This window comes from Pseudomonas asplenii (assembly GCF_001293465.1).
GTDB lineage: Bacteria > Pseudomonadota > Gammaproteobacteria > Pseudomonadales > Pseudomonadaceae > Aquipseudomonas > Aquipseudomonas fuscovaginae_B.
Genome location: NZ_JSYZ01000004.1, coordinates 211,202 through 228,686, shown reverse-complemented (window position 1 = coordinate 228,686; position 17,485 = coordinate 211,202). Strand labels below are relative to the sequence as shown.

The 17,485-nt window shown below is 64.6% G+C and carries 18 protein-coding genes; 11 read left to right on the top strand and 7 right to left on the bottom strand.

What is annotated here, in order from left to right; translation table 11 throughout:
* Positions 1-62 precede the first annotated feature (62 nt).
* Positions 63-818, top strand: coding sequence for an IclR family transcriptional regulator (locus PF66_RS07570; RefSeq protein ID WP_054059727.1), 756 nt, complete (start codon positions 63-65; stop codon positions 816-818).
* Between the two features lie 168 nt (positions 819-986).
* Here PF66_RS07570 and PF66_RS07565 read toward each other — a convergent pair whose 3' ends face one another.
* Complete coding sequence (locus tag PF66_RS07565) at positions 987-1,253, bottom strand: DUF2790 domain-containing protein (RefSeq protein ID WP_054062311.1); 267 nt, start codon at positions 1,251-1,253, stop codon at positions 987-989.
* 201 nt (positions 1,254-1,454) lie between these two features.
* Here PF66_RS07565 and PF66_RS07560 point away from each other — a divergent pair, with 201 nt between their 5' ends.
* Positions 1,455-1,652 carry a hypothetical protein gene (locus PF66_RS07560; RefSeq protein WP_054059729.1) on the top strand — a complete coding sequence of 66 codons (198 nt, stop codon included), beginning with the start codon at positions 1,455-1,457 and terminating at the stop codon, positions 1,650-1,652.
* Positions 1,653-1,760: 108 nt separating this feature from the next.
* Here the strand turns inward: PF66_RS07560 and PF66_RS07555 are convergent, their stop codons facing one another.
* On the bottom strand, positions 1,761-2,210 hold the full coding sequence (locus PF66_RS07555) for an Sbal_3080 family lipoprotein (RefSeq protein WP_054062309.1): 450 nt from the start codon (positions 2,208-2,210) through the stop codon (positions 1,761-1,763).
* A gap of 461 nt (positions 2,211-2,671) precedes the next feature.
* On the opposite strand from PF66_RS07555, the gene PF66_RS07550 reads away from it, so the two are divergent.
* The 8 genes from PF66_RS07550 to PF66_RS07515 all read left to right on the top strand — a co-directional run bounded on the left by PF66_RS07550 (position 2,672) and on the right by PF66_RS07515 (position 9,248).
* Positions 2,672-3,520, top strand: coding sequence for a transporter substrate-binding domain-containing protein (locus PF66_RS07550; protein WP_054059731.1), 849 nt, complete (start codon positions 2,672-2,674; stop codon positions 3,518-3,520).
* Positions 3,521-3,573: 53 nt separating this feature from the next.
* Positions 3,574-4,236, top strand: a complete 663-nt coding sequence (locus tag PF66_RS07545; protein WP_054059732.1) for an amino acid ABC transporter permease — start codon at positions 3,574-3,576, stop codon at positions 4,234-4,236.
* Positions 4,237-4,245: 9 nt separating this feature from the next.
* A complete protein-coding gene (locus PF66_RS07540; RefSeq protein WP_054059733.1) occupies positions 4,246-4,908 on the top strand; it encodes an amino acid ABC transporter permease in 663 nt (220 codons plus the stop codon).
* Entirely contained in the window at positions 4,905-5,687 is a 783-nt protein-coding gene (locus tag PF66_RS07535; protein WP_054059734.1) for an amino acid ABC transporter ATP-binding protein, read from the top strand. Before PF66_RS07540 ends, PF66_RS07535 begins: the two co-directional genes overlap by 4 nt.
* A 21-nt stretch (positions 5,688-5,708) precedes the next feature.
* On the top strand, positions 5,709-6,095 hold the full coding sequence (locus PF66_RS07530) for a RidA family protein (RefSeq protein WP_054059735.1): 387 nt from the start codon (positions 5,709-5,711) through the stop codon (positions 6,093-6,095).
* Between the two features lie 146 nt (positions 6,096-6,241).
* On the top strand, positions 6,242-7,006 hold the full coding sequence (locus tag PF66_RS07525) for an IclR family transcriptional regulator (RefSeq protein ID WP_054059736.1): 765 nt from the start codon (positions 6,242-6,244) through the stop codon (positions 7,004-7,006).
* 39 nt (positions 7,007-7,045) lie between these two features.
* Complete coding sequence (locus PF66_RS07520; protein WP_054062308.1) at positions 7,046-8,257, top strand: amino acid deaminase; 1,212 nt, start codon at positions 7,046-7,048, stop codon at positions 8,255-8,257.
* 64 nt (positions 8,258-8,321) lie between these two features.
* A complete protein-coding gene (locus PF66_RS07515; RefSeq protein WP_054059737.1) occupies positions 8,322-9,248 on the top strand; it encodes a sugar kinase in 927 nt (308 codons plus the stop codon).
* A gap of 141 nt (positions 9,249-9,389) precedes the next feature.
* Here PF66_RS07515 and PF66_RS07510 read toward each other — a convergent pair whose 3' ends face one another.
* Both PF66_RS07510 and PF66_RS07505 read right to left on the bottom strand, forming a co-directional pair.
* Entirely contained in the window at positions 9,390-9,665 is a 276-nt protein-coding gene (locus PF66_RS07510) for a peptidylprolyl isomerase (RefSeq protein WP_054059738.1), read from the bottom strand.
* 45 nt (positions 9,666-9,710) lie between these two features.
* Positions 9,711-12,245 carry a PAS domain-containing hybrid sensor histidine kinase/response regulator gene (locus PF66_RS07505; protein ID WP_054062307.1) on the bottom strand — a complete coding sequence of 845 codons (2,535 nt, stop codon included), beginning with the start codon at positions 12,243-12,245 and terminating at the stop codon, positions 9,711-9,713.
* A 135-nt stretch (positions 12,246-12,380) separates the two neighbouring features.
* Between PF66_RS07505 and PF66_RS07500 the strand changes: the two genes are divergently transcribed.
* Entirely contained in the window at positions 12,381-13,550 is a 1,170-nt protein-coding gene (locus tag PF66_RS07500) for a PilT/PilU family type 4a pilus ATPase (protein WP_054059740.1), read from the top strand.
* A 30-nt stretch (positions 13,551-13,580) separates the two neighbouring features.
* Here the strand turns inward: PF66_RS07500 and PF66_RS07495 are convergent, their stop codons facing one another.
* From PF66_RS07495 to xylB, 3 genes are all read right to left on the bottom strand, one after another.
* On the bottom strand, positions 13,581-14,816 hold the full coding sequence (locus PF66_RS07495; protein WP_152972978.1) for a hypothetical protein: 1,236 nt from the start codon (positions 14,814-14,816) through the stop codon (positions 13,581-13,583).
* A 143-nt stretch (positions 14,817-14,959) separates the two neighbouring features.
* Positions 14,960-15,898: a carbohydrate kinase family protein gene (locus PF66_RS07490; protein ID WP_054062305.1), complete on the bottom strand. Its 939-nt coding sequence runs from the start codon at positions 15,896-15,898 to the stop codon at positions 14,960-14,962.
* Positions 15,899-15,904: 6 nt separating this feature from the next.
* Entirely contained in the window at positions 15,905-17,401 is a 1,497-nt protein-coding gene (gene xylB / locus PF66_RS07485) for a xylulokinase (protein ID WP_054062304.1), read from the bottom strand.
* Positions 17,402-17,485 lie beyond the last annotated feature (84 nt).

The window sequence follows — 17,485 nt, the reverse complement described above, 5'->3', positions numbered from 1 at the left end:
ACGTCACCGCTAACAATATTTCGGTACACTGTATCAGTGAGCGGTACAAAGGAGCAATGTCGATGTCAGTCCCTGAAACCGAACGTGGGGGTATCCAGGTGATCAGCCGGGCGGCTGCCATTCTGCGCTGCCTGGAGGACGAACCGGGGGGCTTGAGCCTGGGGGCGATCGCCAAGCGCATCGATCTGCCGCGCTCGACGGTCCAGAGGCTGGTGGATGCCCTGGCCCAGGAACAGTTACTGGAAATCCAGGGGCCGGCCGGGGTGCGCCTGGGGCCGGCGCTGATGCGCCTGGCGTCCCACAGCCATATCGATGTGACGCAAAAGGCCAGGCCCTACCTGGAACAGCTGTCGCGCGAGACCGGTGAAACCGCGGTGCTGCTGCATGCCAGCGGTGCCGAGTTGCTGATTCTGCAGATGGCGGTGTCGAACCAGCCGTTGCGGGTGGTGCCGGATGCCAGTTCGTTCCTGACCATGCATGCGACTTCGGGCGGCAAGGTGCTGTTGGCGCGGATGAGCGACGAGGCGGTGGTACAACTGCTGGGCAAGCAGCTCAAGAGCCTGACGCCCATGACCAAGACCCATTGGCCGGACCTGCTGGCGGAGCTGGCGGAGGTGCGGCGCACGGGGGTGGCTTTCGATGCCGACGGGCATATGCCGGGGGTGAGCGCCATGGGCGTCGAGCTGTTGGCCGGGCAAAGTGCCTACGCGTTGTGCGTGGTGGCGCCGTCGGCGCGCCTGGAAGGGGCTCGGGAGGCGGTGAAGGAGCGGCTGCTGGCAACGCAGAAGGCCATGCTCAAGGCTTTCGACAGCCGCTGAGCCTGGGGCAGCGCCTGCTTGCGGGGGATTTCATTAGGGTAGGCAGGGCTCTGGGGCCCATTCGCGGGCAAGCCCGGCTCCTACGGTTCGAGGGAGTACGCCAGATTGTGAACGACACAAAATTGTAGGAGCCGGGCTTGCCCGCGAATGGGCCTTCGAAACCCTGCCTCAGTTGTTGAAGTTGCAGGCATCCGACAGCTTGCGATAGCTGACGTCCTCGGTCTTGCCGGCCTTGTCGATGAACTTCATGTCGGCCTTGACCACCTTGCACTCCACGGTGGGCTGTTCGGTCATCGAGATGACCTTGTCGATATTCAGGGGCATGCCGTAGTGATAGGGCACGGCCTGGGCGGTGGCAGCCGTGTCGGCCTGGGCCACGCCGGCGAAGGCGCTCAGGGCCAGGGCACCGCTCATCAGTAAGGTACGAAACTTCATGATCTTTCTCCGAATCAGGCTGAACAAGGGTCCAATCGCCAGGGCATTGGACATGCCGCGCAAGGCGGCAGGGGAGATCTGCGCTGACGCGGTCGACTTCACTTTCCCTGCACACGATTAACGCTGAATTAAGTGCGGAGCTTTTTATTAGGCTGCTAATTAAATGGTTCAGCCGCCACCGATCGGGAGGCGAAAGTATTCATGCGAAAGTTAATGTCAAAAACACATCACTCGCTGCTAGAATCCTTGACCGTTTGTTGGAAGGGTCAAAAAAACGACGGTGATTTCTACAGCCTATTTCGGGGGATCAGCATGGCCAAGGGGTTTGCACTGTACATGACCGGCATGACGGCAGTGATGGCGACGTTCGCCGTGGCGGTGGTGATGCTGCTGCACTGAGCGCGGCCGCGACACTTTCCAGACAGCTCGAACAGGGTGCCGTTGCGTTCCCGCACGCGAGCCCCAGGGGGATGTCTGGCACTCGCGCCTGCCTGGGCTGTTGCGATCTCAGCGATGGGCGCTCAGGGGGCGCACGCCGATCGGGAACAACTGGTCGGTCAGTTCCTTGATCTTGCTTTCGGCGTTGATGAACTTGTCCATGCGCAATGAGCCGCTTCTTGAGTTATAGGTTGCCGAGCCGACTTCCCGGCCGAACTGGTAGACCCTGATATCCACTTCCGACAGATACAGCGCCATGTCCCAGCTCCAGCGCCCCAGCAGGGTGCTACTCAGCGGGCAATCCTGCGGGTTACTCGCACTGGGCAGCACTGCTACGGTGAAACCCTTGCCCTTCAGGGCATTGCCATAGGCTTCGGTAAACGACTCACGCACGCCATCAGCCGGGATCACGCAGATCCGTGCGGCGGGGTTGGCGGCGAAATCGACTGGGGTGACCTGCTGCCTGATGCTGCAGCCGGTGATCAGGGTAACTAAACAGAGCAGAAGCAGGGAACGCATCGCGACATCCATGTAGGCCCGCAAGGGCGGTGGGAAGAGAGGGCGGGATACTAGCTGTTTGCTTGGGTGCCGCAAAGCAGAAGCCGCTGCGCTGGTCCGGATTTCGTGCTGCTCCTGGCGGCCCATTCGCGGGCAAGCCCTGCTCCTACAGGGTGATGTCGTACACAAGATTTGCATGCGGCAAAAAACGATGGGAGCAGGGCTTGTCCGCGAAGCGCCTGATCTTCGCTCCTGCACCGCCTTGGGGCCTTGGCACCCACCATCGTTGCCTTCCGTAGCATTTGCCCACGCGCACCTTGTGTAACCGGTTTCCTGCAGAAAAACCTATCTCTCTGATTTTCCTGAACTTTACCGAGCCGGTTAACGACCGCGATTTCCTGTGGCACACTTTCTGCTGTCTATTCCGTTGTTACATACCAAGTTCCGCTATAGCGGAATACACATCATCGGAGTGCAACGTCATGCAACGCGTACCTTCCTTGTTCAAAGCCTGTGCTTTCATTCTGGCCGCTACGGCGGCTGCGGTAGGGACGGCCCAGGCCGCCGACAGCAAGCTCGACAGCGTGCTCAAGCGCGGTCACCTGATCGTCGGCACCGGTAGCACCAACGCGCCCTGGCACTTCCAGGGGGCGGACGGCAAGTTGCAGGGCTTCGATATCGACATCGGCGCCATGATCGCCAAGGGCCTGTTCAATGATCCGAGCAAAGTCGAATACGTGGTGCAGTCGTCGGATGCGCGGATTCCCAACCTGCTGACCGACAAGGTCGACATCAGTTGCCAGTTCATCACCGTCACCGCCAGTCGTGCCCAGCAGGTGGCGTTCACCCTGCCGTATTACCGCGAAGGGGTCGGCCTGCTGCTGCCGAACAACAGCAAGTACAAGGAGATCGACGATCTCAAGGCTGCCGGCGACAAGGTCACCGTGGCCGTGCTGCAGAACGTCTACGCCGAGGAGCTGGTGCACCAGGCGCTGCCCCAGGCCAAGGTCGACCAGTACGACAGCGTCGACCTGATGTACCAGGCCGTGAACTCCGGTCGCGCCGACGCCGCCGCCACCGACCAGTCCTCGGTCAAATACCTGATGGTGCAGAACCCCGGCCGCTACCGCAGCCCGGCCTACGCCTGGAGCCCGCAGACCTATGCCTGTGCGGTCAAGCGCGGCGACCAGGACTGGCTGAACTTCGTCAACACCGCCCTGCACGAGTCGATGACCGGGGTCGAGTTCCCGACCTACGCCGCCTCCTTCAAGAAGTGGTTCGGTGTCGACCTGCCCACTCCGGAAATCGGTTTCCCCGTCGAATTCAAGTGATCTCTCCAGAGCAGGGCGCCGCGCGCGGTGCCCTGTCGAAGGTACTGTGAACCATGAACTATCAGTTGAATTTTGCTGCCGTGTGGCGCGACTTCCCCAGCTTGCTGGCGGGGCTCGGCCTGGGCCTGGAGCTGGCACTGGTGTCGATCGCCATCGGCTGCGCGATCGGCCTGATGATGGCGTTCGCCCTGCTCAGCCAGCACCGCACCTTGCGCACGCTGGCCTCGGTGTACGTCACGGTGATCCGTAATACGCCGATCCTGGTGCTGATCCTGTTGATCTACTTCGCCATGCCGAGCCTGGGCATCCGGCTGGACAAGATCCCTTCGTTCATCATCACCCTGTCGCTGTATGCCGGCGCCTACCTGACCGAGGTGTTCCGCGCCGGGCTGCTGAGCATCCCCAAGGGCCAGCGCGAGGCCGGGCTGGCGATCGGCCTGGGCGAATGGCAGGTGCGTGCCTACATTACGGTGCCGGTGATGCTGCGCAACGTGCTGCCGGCGTTGTCCAACAACTTCATCTCGCTGTTCAAGGACACCTCCCTGGCGGCGGCCATCGCCGTGCCGGAGCTGACCTATTACGCCCGCAAGATCAACGTGGAGAGCTACCGGGTGATCGAGACCTGGCTGGTCACCACCGCGCTCTACGTGGCCGCCTGTTACCTCATTGCCCTGATGCTGCGTCAGCTCGAACAGCGTCTGGCGATCCGCCGCTAGGAGCCTGTCATGTACGAATCCCCCCATTGGCTGCATGAGTTGTGGATCGCCCGCGAGCCGTTGTGGCAGGGCTTCCTGACCAGCGTGCAGTGTTCGGCCCTGGCGATTGTCTGCGGCACGCTGATCGGCATCGTCGCCGGCCTGGTGCTGACCTACGGCAATGTCTGGATGCGCCTGCCATTTCGCCTGTACGTCGACCTGATCCGCGGTACGCCGGTGTTCGTCCTGGTGCTGGCCTGCTTCTACATGGCCCCGGCCCTGGGCTGGCAGATCAGTGCGTTCCAGGCCGGTGCCCTGGGCCTGACGCTGTTCTGCGGCTCCCATGTCGCGGAAATCGTCCGCGGTTCGCTGCAGGCCATTCCCCGCGGGCAGATGGAAGCCAGCCAGGCCATCGGCCTGACCTTCTTCCAGGCGCTCGGATACGTGCTGTTGCCCCAGGCCCTGCGGCAGATCCTGCCGACCTGGGTCAACTCGTCCACCGAGATCGTCAAGGCCTCGACCCTGTTGTCGGTGATCGGCGTTGCCGAGCTGTTGCTCAGCACCCAGCAGGTGATCGCCCGGACCTTCATGACCCTGGAGTTCTACCTGTTCGCCGGGTTCTTGTTCTTCATCATCAACTACGCCATCGAACTGCTCGGTCGGCATATTGAAAAGCGGGTGGCGTTGCCATGATTGCGACAAACGACAAGCAAGCACTGCTCAGCATTCGCGGGCTGCACAAGCAATACGGTCAGCTCGAAGTGCTCAAGGGTGTCGACCTGGACATGCACCGCGGCAACGTGGTCACGCTGATCGGCTCCAGCGGATCGGGCAAGACCACGCTGCTGCGCTGCGTGAACCTGCTGGAAGAGTTCCAGGGCGGGCAGATCACCCTCGATGGCGAGTCGATCGGCTACAGCGAGGTCGATGGCAAGCGCGTCCGTCATCCGGAGAAGGTGATCGCCCAGCACCGGGCCATGACCGGGATGGCGTTCCAGCAGTTCAACCTGTTCCCGCACCTGACCGCGTTGCAGAACGTCACCCTGGGCCTGCTCAAGGTCAAGAAGCTGCCCCGGGACCAGGCGGTGGCCCTGGCGGAGAAATGGCTGGAGCGGGTCGGCCTGCTGCAGCGCCGCGATCACTATCCGGGGCAACTGTCCGGCGGCCAGCAGCAGCGGGTGGCGATCGCCCGGGCCATCGCCATGAACCCGAGCCTGATGCTGTTCGATGAAGTGACCTCGGCGCTGGACCCGGAACTGGTCGGCGAAGTGCTGGCGGTGATCAAGGGGTTGGCCGAGGAGGGCATGACCATGTTGCTGGTCACCCACGAGATGCGTTTCGCCTTCGAGGTGTCGGACAAGATCGTTTTCATGAACCAGGGGCGCATAGAGGAACAGGGACCACCCAAGGAACTGTTCGAGCGCCCGCAGTCGCCGCGTCTGGCGGAATTCCTCAGGAACACCCGTTTTTAACTTTCACTCAAGGAGCACATCATGAGCATTACTCGTTACGGCACTGGCAGCACCGCGGGTGGCGGGCAGCCGCGTCCCTTCGCCCGGGCCGTCGAAGCCGATGGCTGGCTGCACGTGTCCGGCCAGGTGCCGGCGGTGGATGGTGAGATCATCAGCGGCGGGATCGTCGAACAGACGCACCAGACCATGAAGAACCTGATCGCGATTCTCGAGGAGGCCGGCTACGGTCTGGAGGATGTGGTGCGGGCCGGTGTCTGGCTGGAGGACCCGCGGGATTTCTGGAGTTTCAACAAGGTGTTTGCCGAGTACTTCAAGCCCGAGCATGCGCCGGCGCGGGCCTGCGTGCAGGCGAGCATGATGGTCGACTGCAAGGTCGAGATCGACTGTATCGCCTACCGGAAGAAGTGAGCCTGGGGCGCCGTTCGCGGGCAAGCCGCGCTCCTACAGACAGCACAGACCTGTAGGAGCGTGGCTTGCCCGTGAAGAGGTCCTAACGATCACCGTGGCTCTCTGGGTAAACTCCCCGGCAATTTTTCAATGGGATTGCACTGATCATGACCGAAGACACCATCAAGCGCCGCGCAAAGGGACTGGACCGGGCGTTCGATATCCTCGATTACCTCAAGGAGGTCGGCCAGCCATTGCGTCCCAACGACATCGCCGGTGGCATCGGCAGCCCCAAGTCGACGGTCTACGAGCTGGTGGCGTCGTTGCTGGAGCGTCGGATCCTGGAGCCGGTCGGCAAGGAAGGGCATGTCTACCTCGGTCGCCAGCTGTACTTTCTCGGCCAGGCCCACCTGCGCCACTTCGACCTGAGCCGCGAGGCCGATCACGCCTTGCAGGAGATCGTCAGCCAGACCCGCGAGACCGCGCAGATGTGCCTGCTCAACGGGCGCAAGTACACGGTGGCGCTGATGAAGGAGGGCGAGCGGCATTTCCGCATCTCCTCGGATATCGGCGAGAACGCGCCGATTCCCTGGACCGCTTCCGGTCGTCTGCTGCTGGCGCACCTGAGCGATCAGGAAATCGTCGACCTGATCGATCCCGACGACTTCATCCTGCCCGACGGCCAGCGCCTGCCCCTGGAGGTGTTCCTCAAGGAAATCCGCCAGGCCGGAATCGACGGGTTCTTCTCCTTCGACAGCGTTGCCGACACTTTCACCCACTGTTTCGCCGCGCCGGTCAAGGATGAACGCGGCATCTGCATTGCGACCCTGTGCATCGTCGCCCCAAGGGCCGATGCGAAGAACAACTACCACGACTATCGCCGGGTGCTGATCGACAGCGCGAACAACCTGGCGCGTCGGATCAACGATTAGCAGCGGCTGCCTGCGGCCGCGTTTCGAGGAGTCAGAGACATGCCTGTGAACCTTCCCCCGGTGGAAAAGGGCGCGGCCGCCATCGGCGCCCAACTGGTCAGTGATGTCAGCCTGCCGGCGCTGGTGCTGCACCGTGAGGCGCTGGAACACAATATCCGCTGGATGCAGGACTTCGTGCAGCGCAGCGGCGCCGAACTGGCCCCCCACGGCAAGACCAGCATGGTTCCGGCGCTGTTCCGGCGCCAACTGGCCGAGGGTGCCTGGGGCCTGACCCTGGCCACTGCGGTGCAGACCCGGGCCGGCTATGCCGCCGGCGTACGACGGGTATTGATGGCGAACCAGCTGGTGGGCACGGCGAACATGGCGCTGATCGCCGAGCTGCTGGCGGACCCGGCGTTCGAGTTCCATTGCATGGTCGACCACCCGGACAACGTCGCCGCCCTGGGCGGGTTCTTCGCCGGCCGTGGCCTGAAACTCAACGTGATGATCGAGTACGGCGTGGTCGGCGGCCGCTGTGGCTGCCGCAGCGAGCAGGAGGTGCTCGACCTCGCCCGGGCGATCCGGGCCCAGCCGGCGCTGGCGTTGACCGGGATCGAAGGCTATGAAGGGGTGATCCACGGCGACCAGGCCGTCAGCGGCATCCGTGCCTTTGCCGGTTCCCTGGTGCGCCTGGCGGTGCAGTTGCAGGACAGCGGCGCCTTCGCCATCACCAAGCCGATCATCACCGCTTCGGGCTCGGCCTGGTATGACCTGATCGCCGAAGAGTTCAAGGCGCAGAATGCCGATGGGCGTTTTCTCAGTGTGCTGCGCCCCGGCAGTTATGTGGCCCATGACCATGGCATCTACAAGGAGGCGCAGTGCTGCGTACTGCATCGCCGCGCCGATCTGGATGAAGGCCTGCGCCCGGCGATGGAGGTCTGGGCCCATGTGCAGTCGATGCCGGAACCGGGCTTTGCGGTGATCGCCCTGGGCAAGCGCGACGTGGCGTTCGATGCCGGGTTGCCGATGCCGTTGCGGCGCTACCAGGCCGGGGTGGTGCCGGCGCTGTGCGAGGATGTCAGTGCCTGCAAGGTCACGGCGGTGATGGACCAGCACGCTTTCATGAGCGTGGCGCCGGGCTGTGAGTTGCGGGTGGGGGACATCATCTCCTTCGGGACCTCCCACCCGTGCCTGACCTTCGACAAGTGGCGGGTGGGGTGCATTGTCGATGAGCAGTTGCGGGTGATCGAAACCTTCGAGACCTGTTTCTAGCCTGAGATCGCTTTCGCGGGCTTGCCCGCGAACAGGCCCGACACACCACCACGAGATTCCCAGCATGAGCACCCTGACCCTGCCTCCTCCGCGCATCGCCCTGATCGGCGAATGCATGATCGAACTGCAACAACACGCCGATGGCAGCCTGCGGCAAAGCTTCGGCGGCGACACCCTGAACACCGCGGTGTACCTCTCCCGCGAACTGGCCGGGCGCGGCTCGGTGGATTACGTCACGGCCCTGGGCGACGACAGCTTCAGCGACGCCATGTGCCGGATCTGGGCCGAGGAGGGCATCGGCCTGGACCAGGTCCAGCGCTTGCCCGGTCGTTTGCCCGGGCTGTACTGCATCCAGACCGATGAGCGCGGCGAGCGGCGCTTCCTCTACTGGCGCAACGAGGCGGCGGTCCGCGATTGCTTCACCGCCGCCACGGCCGCGCCGGTCCTGGCGGCGCTGCCGGACTACGACGTGCTGTATTTCAGCGGCATCACCCTGGCGGTGCTCGGCGAAACCGGCCGGGACAAGCTGCTCGCGGTGCTGCGTCAGGCGCGTGAGGGCGATACCCGGGTGGTCTTCGACAACAACTACCGGCCACGGCTGTGGACAGGTGTCGAGCAGGCCCGGGCGGCCTATCGCTCGGTGCTGCCCTACGTCGATACGGCGCTGCTGACCCTGGAGGACGAGCAGGCGTTGTTCGGACATGCCGATGCCGGCGTGGTGTTCAGTGCTTGCGAGGCGTTCGGTATTGCCGAGGTGGTGATCAAGCGTGGAGCCGAAAGCTGCCTGATCCGTTGCGCGGACCAGGCGTTCGAGGTGCCGGCGCAGCAGGTCGAGACGGTGGTCGATACCACGGCGGCGGGGGACTCGTTCAGTGCCGGCTACCTGGCCAGTCGGCTGACGGGGGGCGATCCGCAGGCGGCGGCACTGGCCGGGCATCGACTGGCGAGCCGGGTGATTCAGGTGCGTGGTGCGCTGATCCCACGGGACTGATCCGGACGTCAGGGGGCTTGCCGACCTCTTCGCGAATGAACCCTGCTCCCACGGCAGTGGGGTGTCGGCCACCTGTTTTGTGCAGCCCAGTGAACCCTGGGAGCAGGATTTATCCGCGAAGCACGATAACGCGGTCTGCCTTCAGTCGCGGTAAAAAACCTGCACCAGGTGATAGCCGAACTTGCTCTTGATCGGCCCGTGCACGGTGCGCAGCGGTTTCTTGAAGATCACCTGGTCGATGGCCCCCACCATCTGCCCCGGGCGGATTTCGCCGAGGTCGCCGCCGCGCTTGCCCGAGGGGCAGGTGGAATGCTTCCTGGCCAGCACGTCGAAGGCCTCGCCCTTGGCGATGCGCTGCTTGAGCTGTTCGGCCTCCTCGGCGGTCCTGACCAGGATATGACGGGCTTGGGCTTTCATTGACGGGGTACCTTGAAACGCTGGGGCGCGCGATTATGCCTGAAATCAGCTGCAATGGCCGAGCATGTCGCGCACCCGGTTGGCCAGCAGGTCCAGGGTGAAGGGTTTGGCGATCAGGTCCATGCCTTCCTCGAGGAAACCCTGGCGTTCGGCGGCTTTCTCCGCATAACCGGTCATGAACAGCACCTTGAGCCCGGGGCGGTGCTGGCGGGCGATCTCGGCCAACTGCCGGCCGTTCATGCCCGGCAGGCCCACGTCGGTGACCAGCAGGTCGATGCGCAGCGCCGATTCCAGCAGCGGCAGGGCGGTCCTGGCATCGGCGGCCGGATGAACGGTGTAGCCGAGCTCGTCCAGCAGGCTGAGCACCAGCATGCGCACCGCCGGGTCGTCCTCGACCACCATCACCGACTCATCGACTGATGCGGTCGGCGATTGCGGGCAGTCCGCAGGTGGCTCGTCCTCGACGGCCTGGGCGTGAAAGCGTGGCAGGTACAGACGCACGCAGGTGCCTTCGCCGGGTTTGCTGTGCAGGGTGACATGGCCGCCGGATTGCTGGGCGAAACCATAGATCATCGACAGGCCCAGGCCCGTGCCCTGGCCGATCGGCTTGGTGGTGAAGAACGGGTCGAAGGCCTTGGACATCACCGACGGGCTCATGCCGGTACCGTTGTCGCTGACGCCGATCATCACGTAGTCGCCGGCCTTGACCGGTTCCACCGTGCTGATGTCGCTGCCGTCGAGGTAGCTGTTGGCCGTCTCGATCAGCAGCGTGCCGCCATGGGGCATGGCGTCGCGGGCGTTGATGACCAGGTTGAGCAGGGCGCTTTCCAGTTGTCCGGTGTCGGTATTGACCGGCCAGACGTCCTGGCCGAGGCGCACCTGCAGCTCGATATGGGCGCCCTTGGTGCGGCTGAACAGGTCCTCCAGCGATTGCACCAGCTGGTTCGGCTCGATGCGTCGGCGGTCCAGCGACTGGCGGCGGGAGAATGCCAGCAGGCGGTGGGTCAGGGCGGCTGCGCGCTGGGCGGAGTTGACCGCGGCATCGGCAAAGCGGCCGATCTCGGCGCTGCGCCCGGCGGCGATGTAGCGTTGCATCAGGTCCAGGCTGCCGATGATGCCGGTGAGCATGTTGTTGAAGTCATGGGCGATGCCACCGGTGAGCTGGCCGACCGCCTCCATCTTCTGCGCATGGCGCAGGGCGTCTTCGGCGCGCTCGCGCTCGAACATCTCGTTCTGCAGGCGCTGGTTGGACTCGGCCAGCGCCTGGGTGCGCTGGGCGACGCGCTCCTCAAGGGTTTCGTTGAGGTTGCGCAAGGCTTCCTCGGTGCGTTTGCGCTCGGTTTCATCGCTGACGAAGATGTAGAAGCCGTTCACCGCGCCATCCTGGCCGTGGCGCGGCAGGTAGCGCATGTTGGCGTGCCGCGTGCTGCCGTCGCGATAGGGCGTGTCGAGGCTGAAGCTGCAGGCCTTGCCCGCCAGGGCCCCGGCGACATGTTCGGCGCGCATGGCATAGGCCTGTTCGCCGAGCACTTCGCGCAGGGTCTTGCCGTAGAGTTCCTGTGGGGTCTTGCCGAACCAGTCGAGATAGGCGCTGTTGTTCAGGCGAAAGCGCTCCTCGCGGTCGACGTAGGCGATCAGCGCCGGCACCGCGTTGATCACCAGTTGCAGCTCGGTCTGGCTCTGGCGCAGGGCCTGTTCGTTCTGCTTGCGTTCGGTGATGTCGAGGGCGGCGCCGACGAAGCGTTGGGCGCGACCATGGGGCCCCTGATAGCAGCGGCCGCGGGCGAACACCCAGCGGATCTGGCCGTCGGTCTGTACCCGGTATTCCTCGGCGTGCTCGGTGTTGTTCTCCAGGCAGTGCTTGATGCCGCGAGCGACCAGGCCCCGGTCTTCCGGGTGCACGCTTTCCATGTACACGCTGAGGGGCGTCTGTGCCGCCAGTGCCGGGTCGACGCCATGCAGCCGGGCAAACCGGGCATCGGTGACGAAACGGTCCTGGTCGATATCCCAGTCCCAGGTGCCGAGGGTGCCGGTGGCGGCCATCGCCAGTTGCAGGCGTTCCTCGCTGTCGCGCTGGGCCTTGATGCTGGCCTCGGAGCGTTGCTCCAGTTCCTGGGCGCGCAGCCGTCGTTCGTTGACTTCGATGGCGGTGGCCAGCACGCCGGCCACCTCGCCGGACTCGTCGCGCACCGGGCTGTAGGTCAGGTCCAGCCAGAGGTCGGTGTCACCTTCGGGGCGCTGCAGGATGAACTGCTGTTCCGCCAGCTCGACGCTGCGGCCCTGGGCCACGGCCTGTAACAGCGGTGCGCTAAACTCCAGGTATTGCGGCCAGGTCAGTGCAAACGCTTGCCCGAAGGCCTGGGGATGCTGGTTGCCGCAGAGCCGGGAAAAACGGTCGTTATAGATCTGCACTCGCTCCGTGCCCCACAACAGCAGCATCGGCATGGGGGAATGGACGACGATATCGACAGCGGTGCGCAGGCTCTGCGGCCAGTCCTGACGCGGGCCGAGGGCGGTTTGCGACCAGTCCAGGCAAGCGAGCAGGGTGGCGACATCGTTGTCGTGGGGCAATCCGTTCATAAACCTGCCTTGAAGATGAAGCTTTGGGTTGCGTGGCGGGCCATTATCCCGCCAAGCTGTAGCGCGTTGCCAATCTGAAATGACGCCTGGTTGAGCATTTCAACCTCATTCGAATGTATTGCGGACATCGTTGCCATGGAAATCCACGCCTTGTTGAAACTCCTTGCCGCCCAGGACGGTTCGGACCTGTACCTGTCGACCGGGGCGCCGCCCTGCGCCAAGTTCAATGGCGTACTCAAGCCGCTGGGCACCGAAGCGCTCAAGACCGGTGAGGTGGCGCTGATTGCCGACGGTATCATGGACGCCGAACAGCGCCAGCAGTTCGAACGGGAGTTGGAAATGAACCTGGCGTTGTCGTTGCCGGGTGTCGGGCGCTTCCGGGTCAATATCTTCAAGCAGCGCAACGAGGTTTCCATCGTAGCCCGCAACATCAAGCTGGAAATACCCCGTTTCGAAGACCTCAAGCTGCCGCCGATCCTGCTTGAAACCATCATGGAAAAGCGTGGCCTGGTGCTGTTCGTCGGTGCCACCGGCTCGGGCAAGTCCACCTCCCTGGCGGCGCTGATCGACTACCGCAACCGGCATAGCAGCGGGCACATCATCACCATCGAGGACCCGGTGGAGTATATTCACCGGCACAAGAAGTCGATCATCAACCAGCGCGAGGTGGGGGTCGACACCCGCAGTTTCCATGCCGCGCTGAAAAACACCCTGCGCCAGGCCCCGGACGTGATCCTCATCGGCGAGATCCGCGACCGTGAAACCATGGAGCACGCCCTGGCCTTTGCCGACACCGGGCACCTGGCGATTTCCACCCTGCATGCCAACAATGCCAACCAGGCGCTGGACCGGATCATCAACTTCTTCCCCGAGGACCGTCGCCCGCAGTTGCTCAACGACCTGGGCAACAACCTGCAGGCCTTCGTCTCCCAGCGTCTGGTGCGCACTACCGATGGCAAGCGCCGGGCCGCGGTCGAGGTGATGCTGGGGACGCCGACGATCCGCGATTTCATCAAGCGCAACGAGTTCTCCGAACTCAAGGGCATCATGGAGAAATCCGAGGTCAGCGGCATGCTGACCTTCGACACGGCGCTGTTCAACCTGGTGGTGGAGGGGGCGATCGACGAGGAGGAGGCGCTGAAGAACGCCGACTCGGTGAACAACCTGCGCCTGCGCCTGAAATTGCATCAGGACGGCGGGGCTCTGGCCCCGCAGAGCACACCACCCGCGCCGCCAGTGGCGGCTCGGGAGCTGGATGTGAAGGACTGGGGCCTGGTGGAGGACGGCGAAGACGGCCCGGGTTGAGCGGGCTGCCCGGCACTCCCGAGGATCGGTTCAGGGCAGGATTGCTCTGAGCGCTACGACTTTCCCCGCGACCGTGGCTGTGGCAGCGGCATAGCTGCCGCTGCTATCCATGTCGATACCCTGGACCGGCTGCCCCTGATAGCTGCCCCAGGCCTGCAGACCGTTTTCAACTGTCCAGGTGGCACCGTTGACGATCTGTGCCGTATTGGTCTGGTCCAACAGCAGGCGATTGCTGCTCGCCAGCGCGACGATCGCGAGGGATGTGATGTTCGCCGGTGGGGTGACGAACCATATGCGGCTGGCTGCCGGTTGCCAGAGCGCCGCCCCGAAGCCACCCGATGTCAGCTGATAGGTGACCGCCACATAACCGAGTTCATTGGCGAATTTGGCCTGGTTGGCCGGGTGCCCGGACATATTGAGCAACTTCGGCGCACTGGACGGGGTTTCCCAGTAGGCGGCTGTCGACTTGGAGGTTGCCGGGTCCAGGCAGGTACCGAAAACCTGGCGCTGTGTGTTGACGGCAACGAGTTCGCAATGGCTGTTGGTGGGCACCTGCAGATTGACCACGGTAAAGCCCAGCAGCCCGTTGGTGGCAAGCTTTGGCGTTACCGTGCCACCGGGGCCGGGGCAGTTGAGCGCGATGGCGAGATTGTTGAATGCCTGGTTATTGACCCCGACAGGCAGGCAGTTGTCGCGCACCAGCGGTACGTCGAGCAGGGCCAGAGCGACGGCGTTGCCCTGGTTCCAGACAACGGAGGTGGCCTGTCCGGCACTGTTCAGGCTCTGGCCGGCGGTGAACCCCGTGACGCGGCTGCGGGAGGTGGCTTTGGCGCTGGTGTCGGGCAGCAGCCCGGTGCCGAGCAGCGACAGCGGTTTGTCCTCGGTGGGGTTGTTGAGTCCGGATGACCAGGTTGTTACACGTGCCAGGCCACTGGGTGCCGTGCAGACACCGAGTATGCGATTGGGACTTCCCGTCGATGGTTCGTTGCTGATGCTGTTGGCGCGACATGAGTCACCGCTGTTCAGCGGTGTCAGCGCGACACCCGGATCGACCCAGGCCCGATCGGGGCCGCCCGGTGTATCGGAGCCGATGGCTCCGACGACCTTGCCGGTGCTGTTCACCGATTGAGCGATGCTGCTGGCGGTAGCGCTGGTGGGCCCCACGGGCTGAAAGGTGGCGGCGTGCGCGAGCGGTGCGATGAGTCCGACGGACAGGACGCCACAGGTCATGAGCGTGGTTGCATGAGCTTTCAGAAGGCTTGCCATGTTTGATCCATCCTTGATGAGACGTTTCTCTGGCTCACCTGTGACGGCCTTCTACAAGTGACGGGCTTAGTTAACGCTACGGCCTCTCGTTTGCCACCTGTCAGAAATGACAGTCCGAGGCACCATCCGTCGTTTTCCTGCCGTCAGACCACCTGGTGGCGATAGGGCAGGTCCGGCCCGATGCGGCTGCAGGTGATCGCGGCCGCGCGGACGGCGAAGTCGAGCATGGCTTCGATCTGGGTCTTTTCCAGGCGTTCCAGGCCCTGCACCGAATCCAGTTGCTGCTCGGTCAGCCAGGCGATCAGCGCCGCCTGGAAGGTGTCGCCAGCCCCCACGGTATCGGCCGTGGTGACTTGTCGGGCCGGCACCGACCAGTGCCCGTGGCGGCGACTGTAGACGCTGGCACCCTGGCGGCCACGGGTCAGGAATAGCAGTTGGCAGCGCTGCTCCAGCCATTCCCGGGCGACGTCCTGCGGTTCGCGATCGGGGTAGAGCAGGTGCAGGTCCTCGTCACTGACCTTGATCAGGTCGGCGTGGGCCGCCAGGACGGCGATGCGTTGGCGCCACAGCCCGATGTCCGGCTGCGGGTTGAGGCGTACGTTGGGGTCGAGGGTGATCAGCCGGCGTCCGCTTTCCCGGCGGACCAGCGTCAGCAGGGTATCGGCGATCGGCTGCACCACCAACGAGTAGGAGCCGATATGCAGGCCGCGCACCGCGTCGTCCAGGGGCGGCAGGTGTTCCGGCAGCAACTGGCGGTCGGCACAGCCCTCGCCACGAAAGCTGTACTGGGGCGAGCCATCGGCACCGACGGCAACCATCGCCAGGGTGGTGGGCGCGTCGAAATCCCGCAGGTAGTCGGCACGCACGCCTTCCTCCTGGAGAACCTGTTGCAGGCGGCGCCCCAGGTAGTCGTTGGACAGCCCGGCCAGCAGCGCCGCCTCCACGCCCAGGCGGCGCAGGCCCACCGCGACGTTGAACGGCGAACCGCCGGCAATCGCCTTGAAATTCACTTTCGAGGTTTGCCCGCTCGCGTCGGGCTCGCTGAAGAAATCGAACAGCGCTTCACCACAGACCAGATACATGGATGCTCACTCTTGCTCTTGAAGGGCCGCGACCTGTTGGCGGTAGCGGTGATAAATCGGTTGATAGGCGCTGACATGGGCCGGGATCGGCCGGGTCTCGCTGCCGGTATCGAGGCTGACGCAACGCTCGCACAGTTCGGCGAGGCCGTGAAGCGCTCCGGACTCGCACCAGGCCGCCTGGATCGCCGCACCGAGGGCGGCGGCCTCGCTCTGTTCGGTGCAGATGACCGGAGTATTCATGATGTCGGCGACCATCTGCCGCCAGACCGGGCTTTTCGCGCCGCCGCCGATCAGGCGGATGCTCTGGCCCTGCAGGCCGTTGCCGCGCAGCAGGTCGAGGCCATAGCGCAGGCCGAAGGTTGTGCCCTCGACCACGGCGCGGCACAGGTTGGCCGGGTTCAGGTTGGTCAGGGTCAGGCCCAGCAGGCTGCCGCTGGCCCGGGGCAGGGCCGGCACCCGCTCGCCGTTGAGGAACGGCAGCATGCTGACGCCCTCGGCGCCGATGGGGGCCTGGGCCACCAGGGCGTTGAACTCGTCGAGCCCGAGCCTGAACAGTTCGCGCACCGCGCCGGTGGCGTTGGTCAGGTTCATGGTGCAGATCAGCGGCAGCCAGCCGCCGCTGGAGGAGCAGAACGCCGCCACTGCGGCATCCGGGCTGATCAGCGGCTGCTCGGCATAGGCGTAGACCGTGCCGGAGGAGCCCAGGCTCATGGTGATCACGCCGGGCTGGATATTGCCGGTGCCGATGGCGCCCATCATGTTGTCGCCACCACCGCTGGCGACCACGGCCCGGGGGTTGATGCCCAGCCGCCGGGCGATGGCGGGCTGTATCCGGCCGACTGGCTGGTGGGCCTCGATCAGTTCCGGCAGGGCCGCCTGCAGGCGGCCGCTGGGGTCGATGTGCTGGAGCAGCGGCCGGTCCCAGTCACGTCGGCGCACGTCGAAATAGCCGCTGCCGGAGGCATCGCCATACTCGGCGCAGGCCCGGCCGGTGAGCCAGTGGTTGAGGTAGTCGTGGGGCAGCAGGACGTGGGCGATGCGGGCGAACAGGTCCGGGTGCTGCTCCCGGGTCCAGAGCAGCTTGGACACGGTGTAGCCGGGGGCGATCACCAGGCCCAGGCGCGCCAGCGAGCCCGCTTCGCCGCCCAGGTAGTCGAGCAGGCGCTGGTTTTGCGGGGTGCTTTCGGTGTCACACCAGAGTTTCGCCGGGCGCAGGGCCTGGCCCTGTTCGTCGAGCAGCACCAGCCCGTGCTGCTGCCCGGAAACGCCGAGGCCACGGATGGCGTGGCCATCGATTTGTGCGGCTTGCAGGGCCTGGTGGGTGGCCTGGATGAACGCCTCCAGCCATTGCCCGGTGTCCTGCTCGCGGCGGCCGTTGGCGCCGCTGATCAGGTCGTGGGGGGCCGAGCCCTGGCCCAGCACCTGGCCGCTGACGCTGTCGAGGACAAGGGCCTTGGTGCCTTGGGTGCCGCAGTCGATGCCGAGGTAGAGTTTCTGGTTCATGGTGGTGCCTGGTGGTTGGGGCGCGCCCCCGGTCGTGGTGTGAACACAACCCTGTAGGAGCCGGGCTTGCTCGCGAAGGCGTCG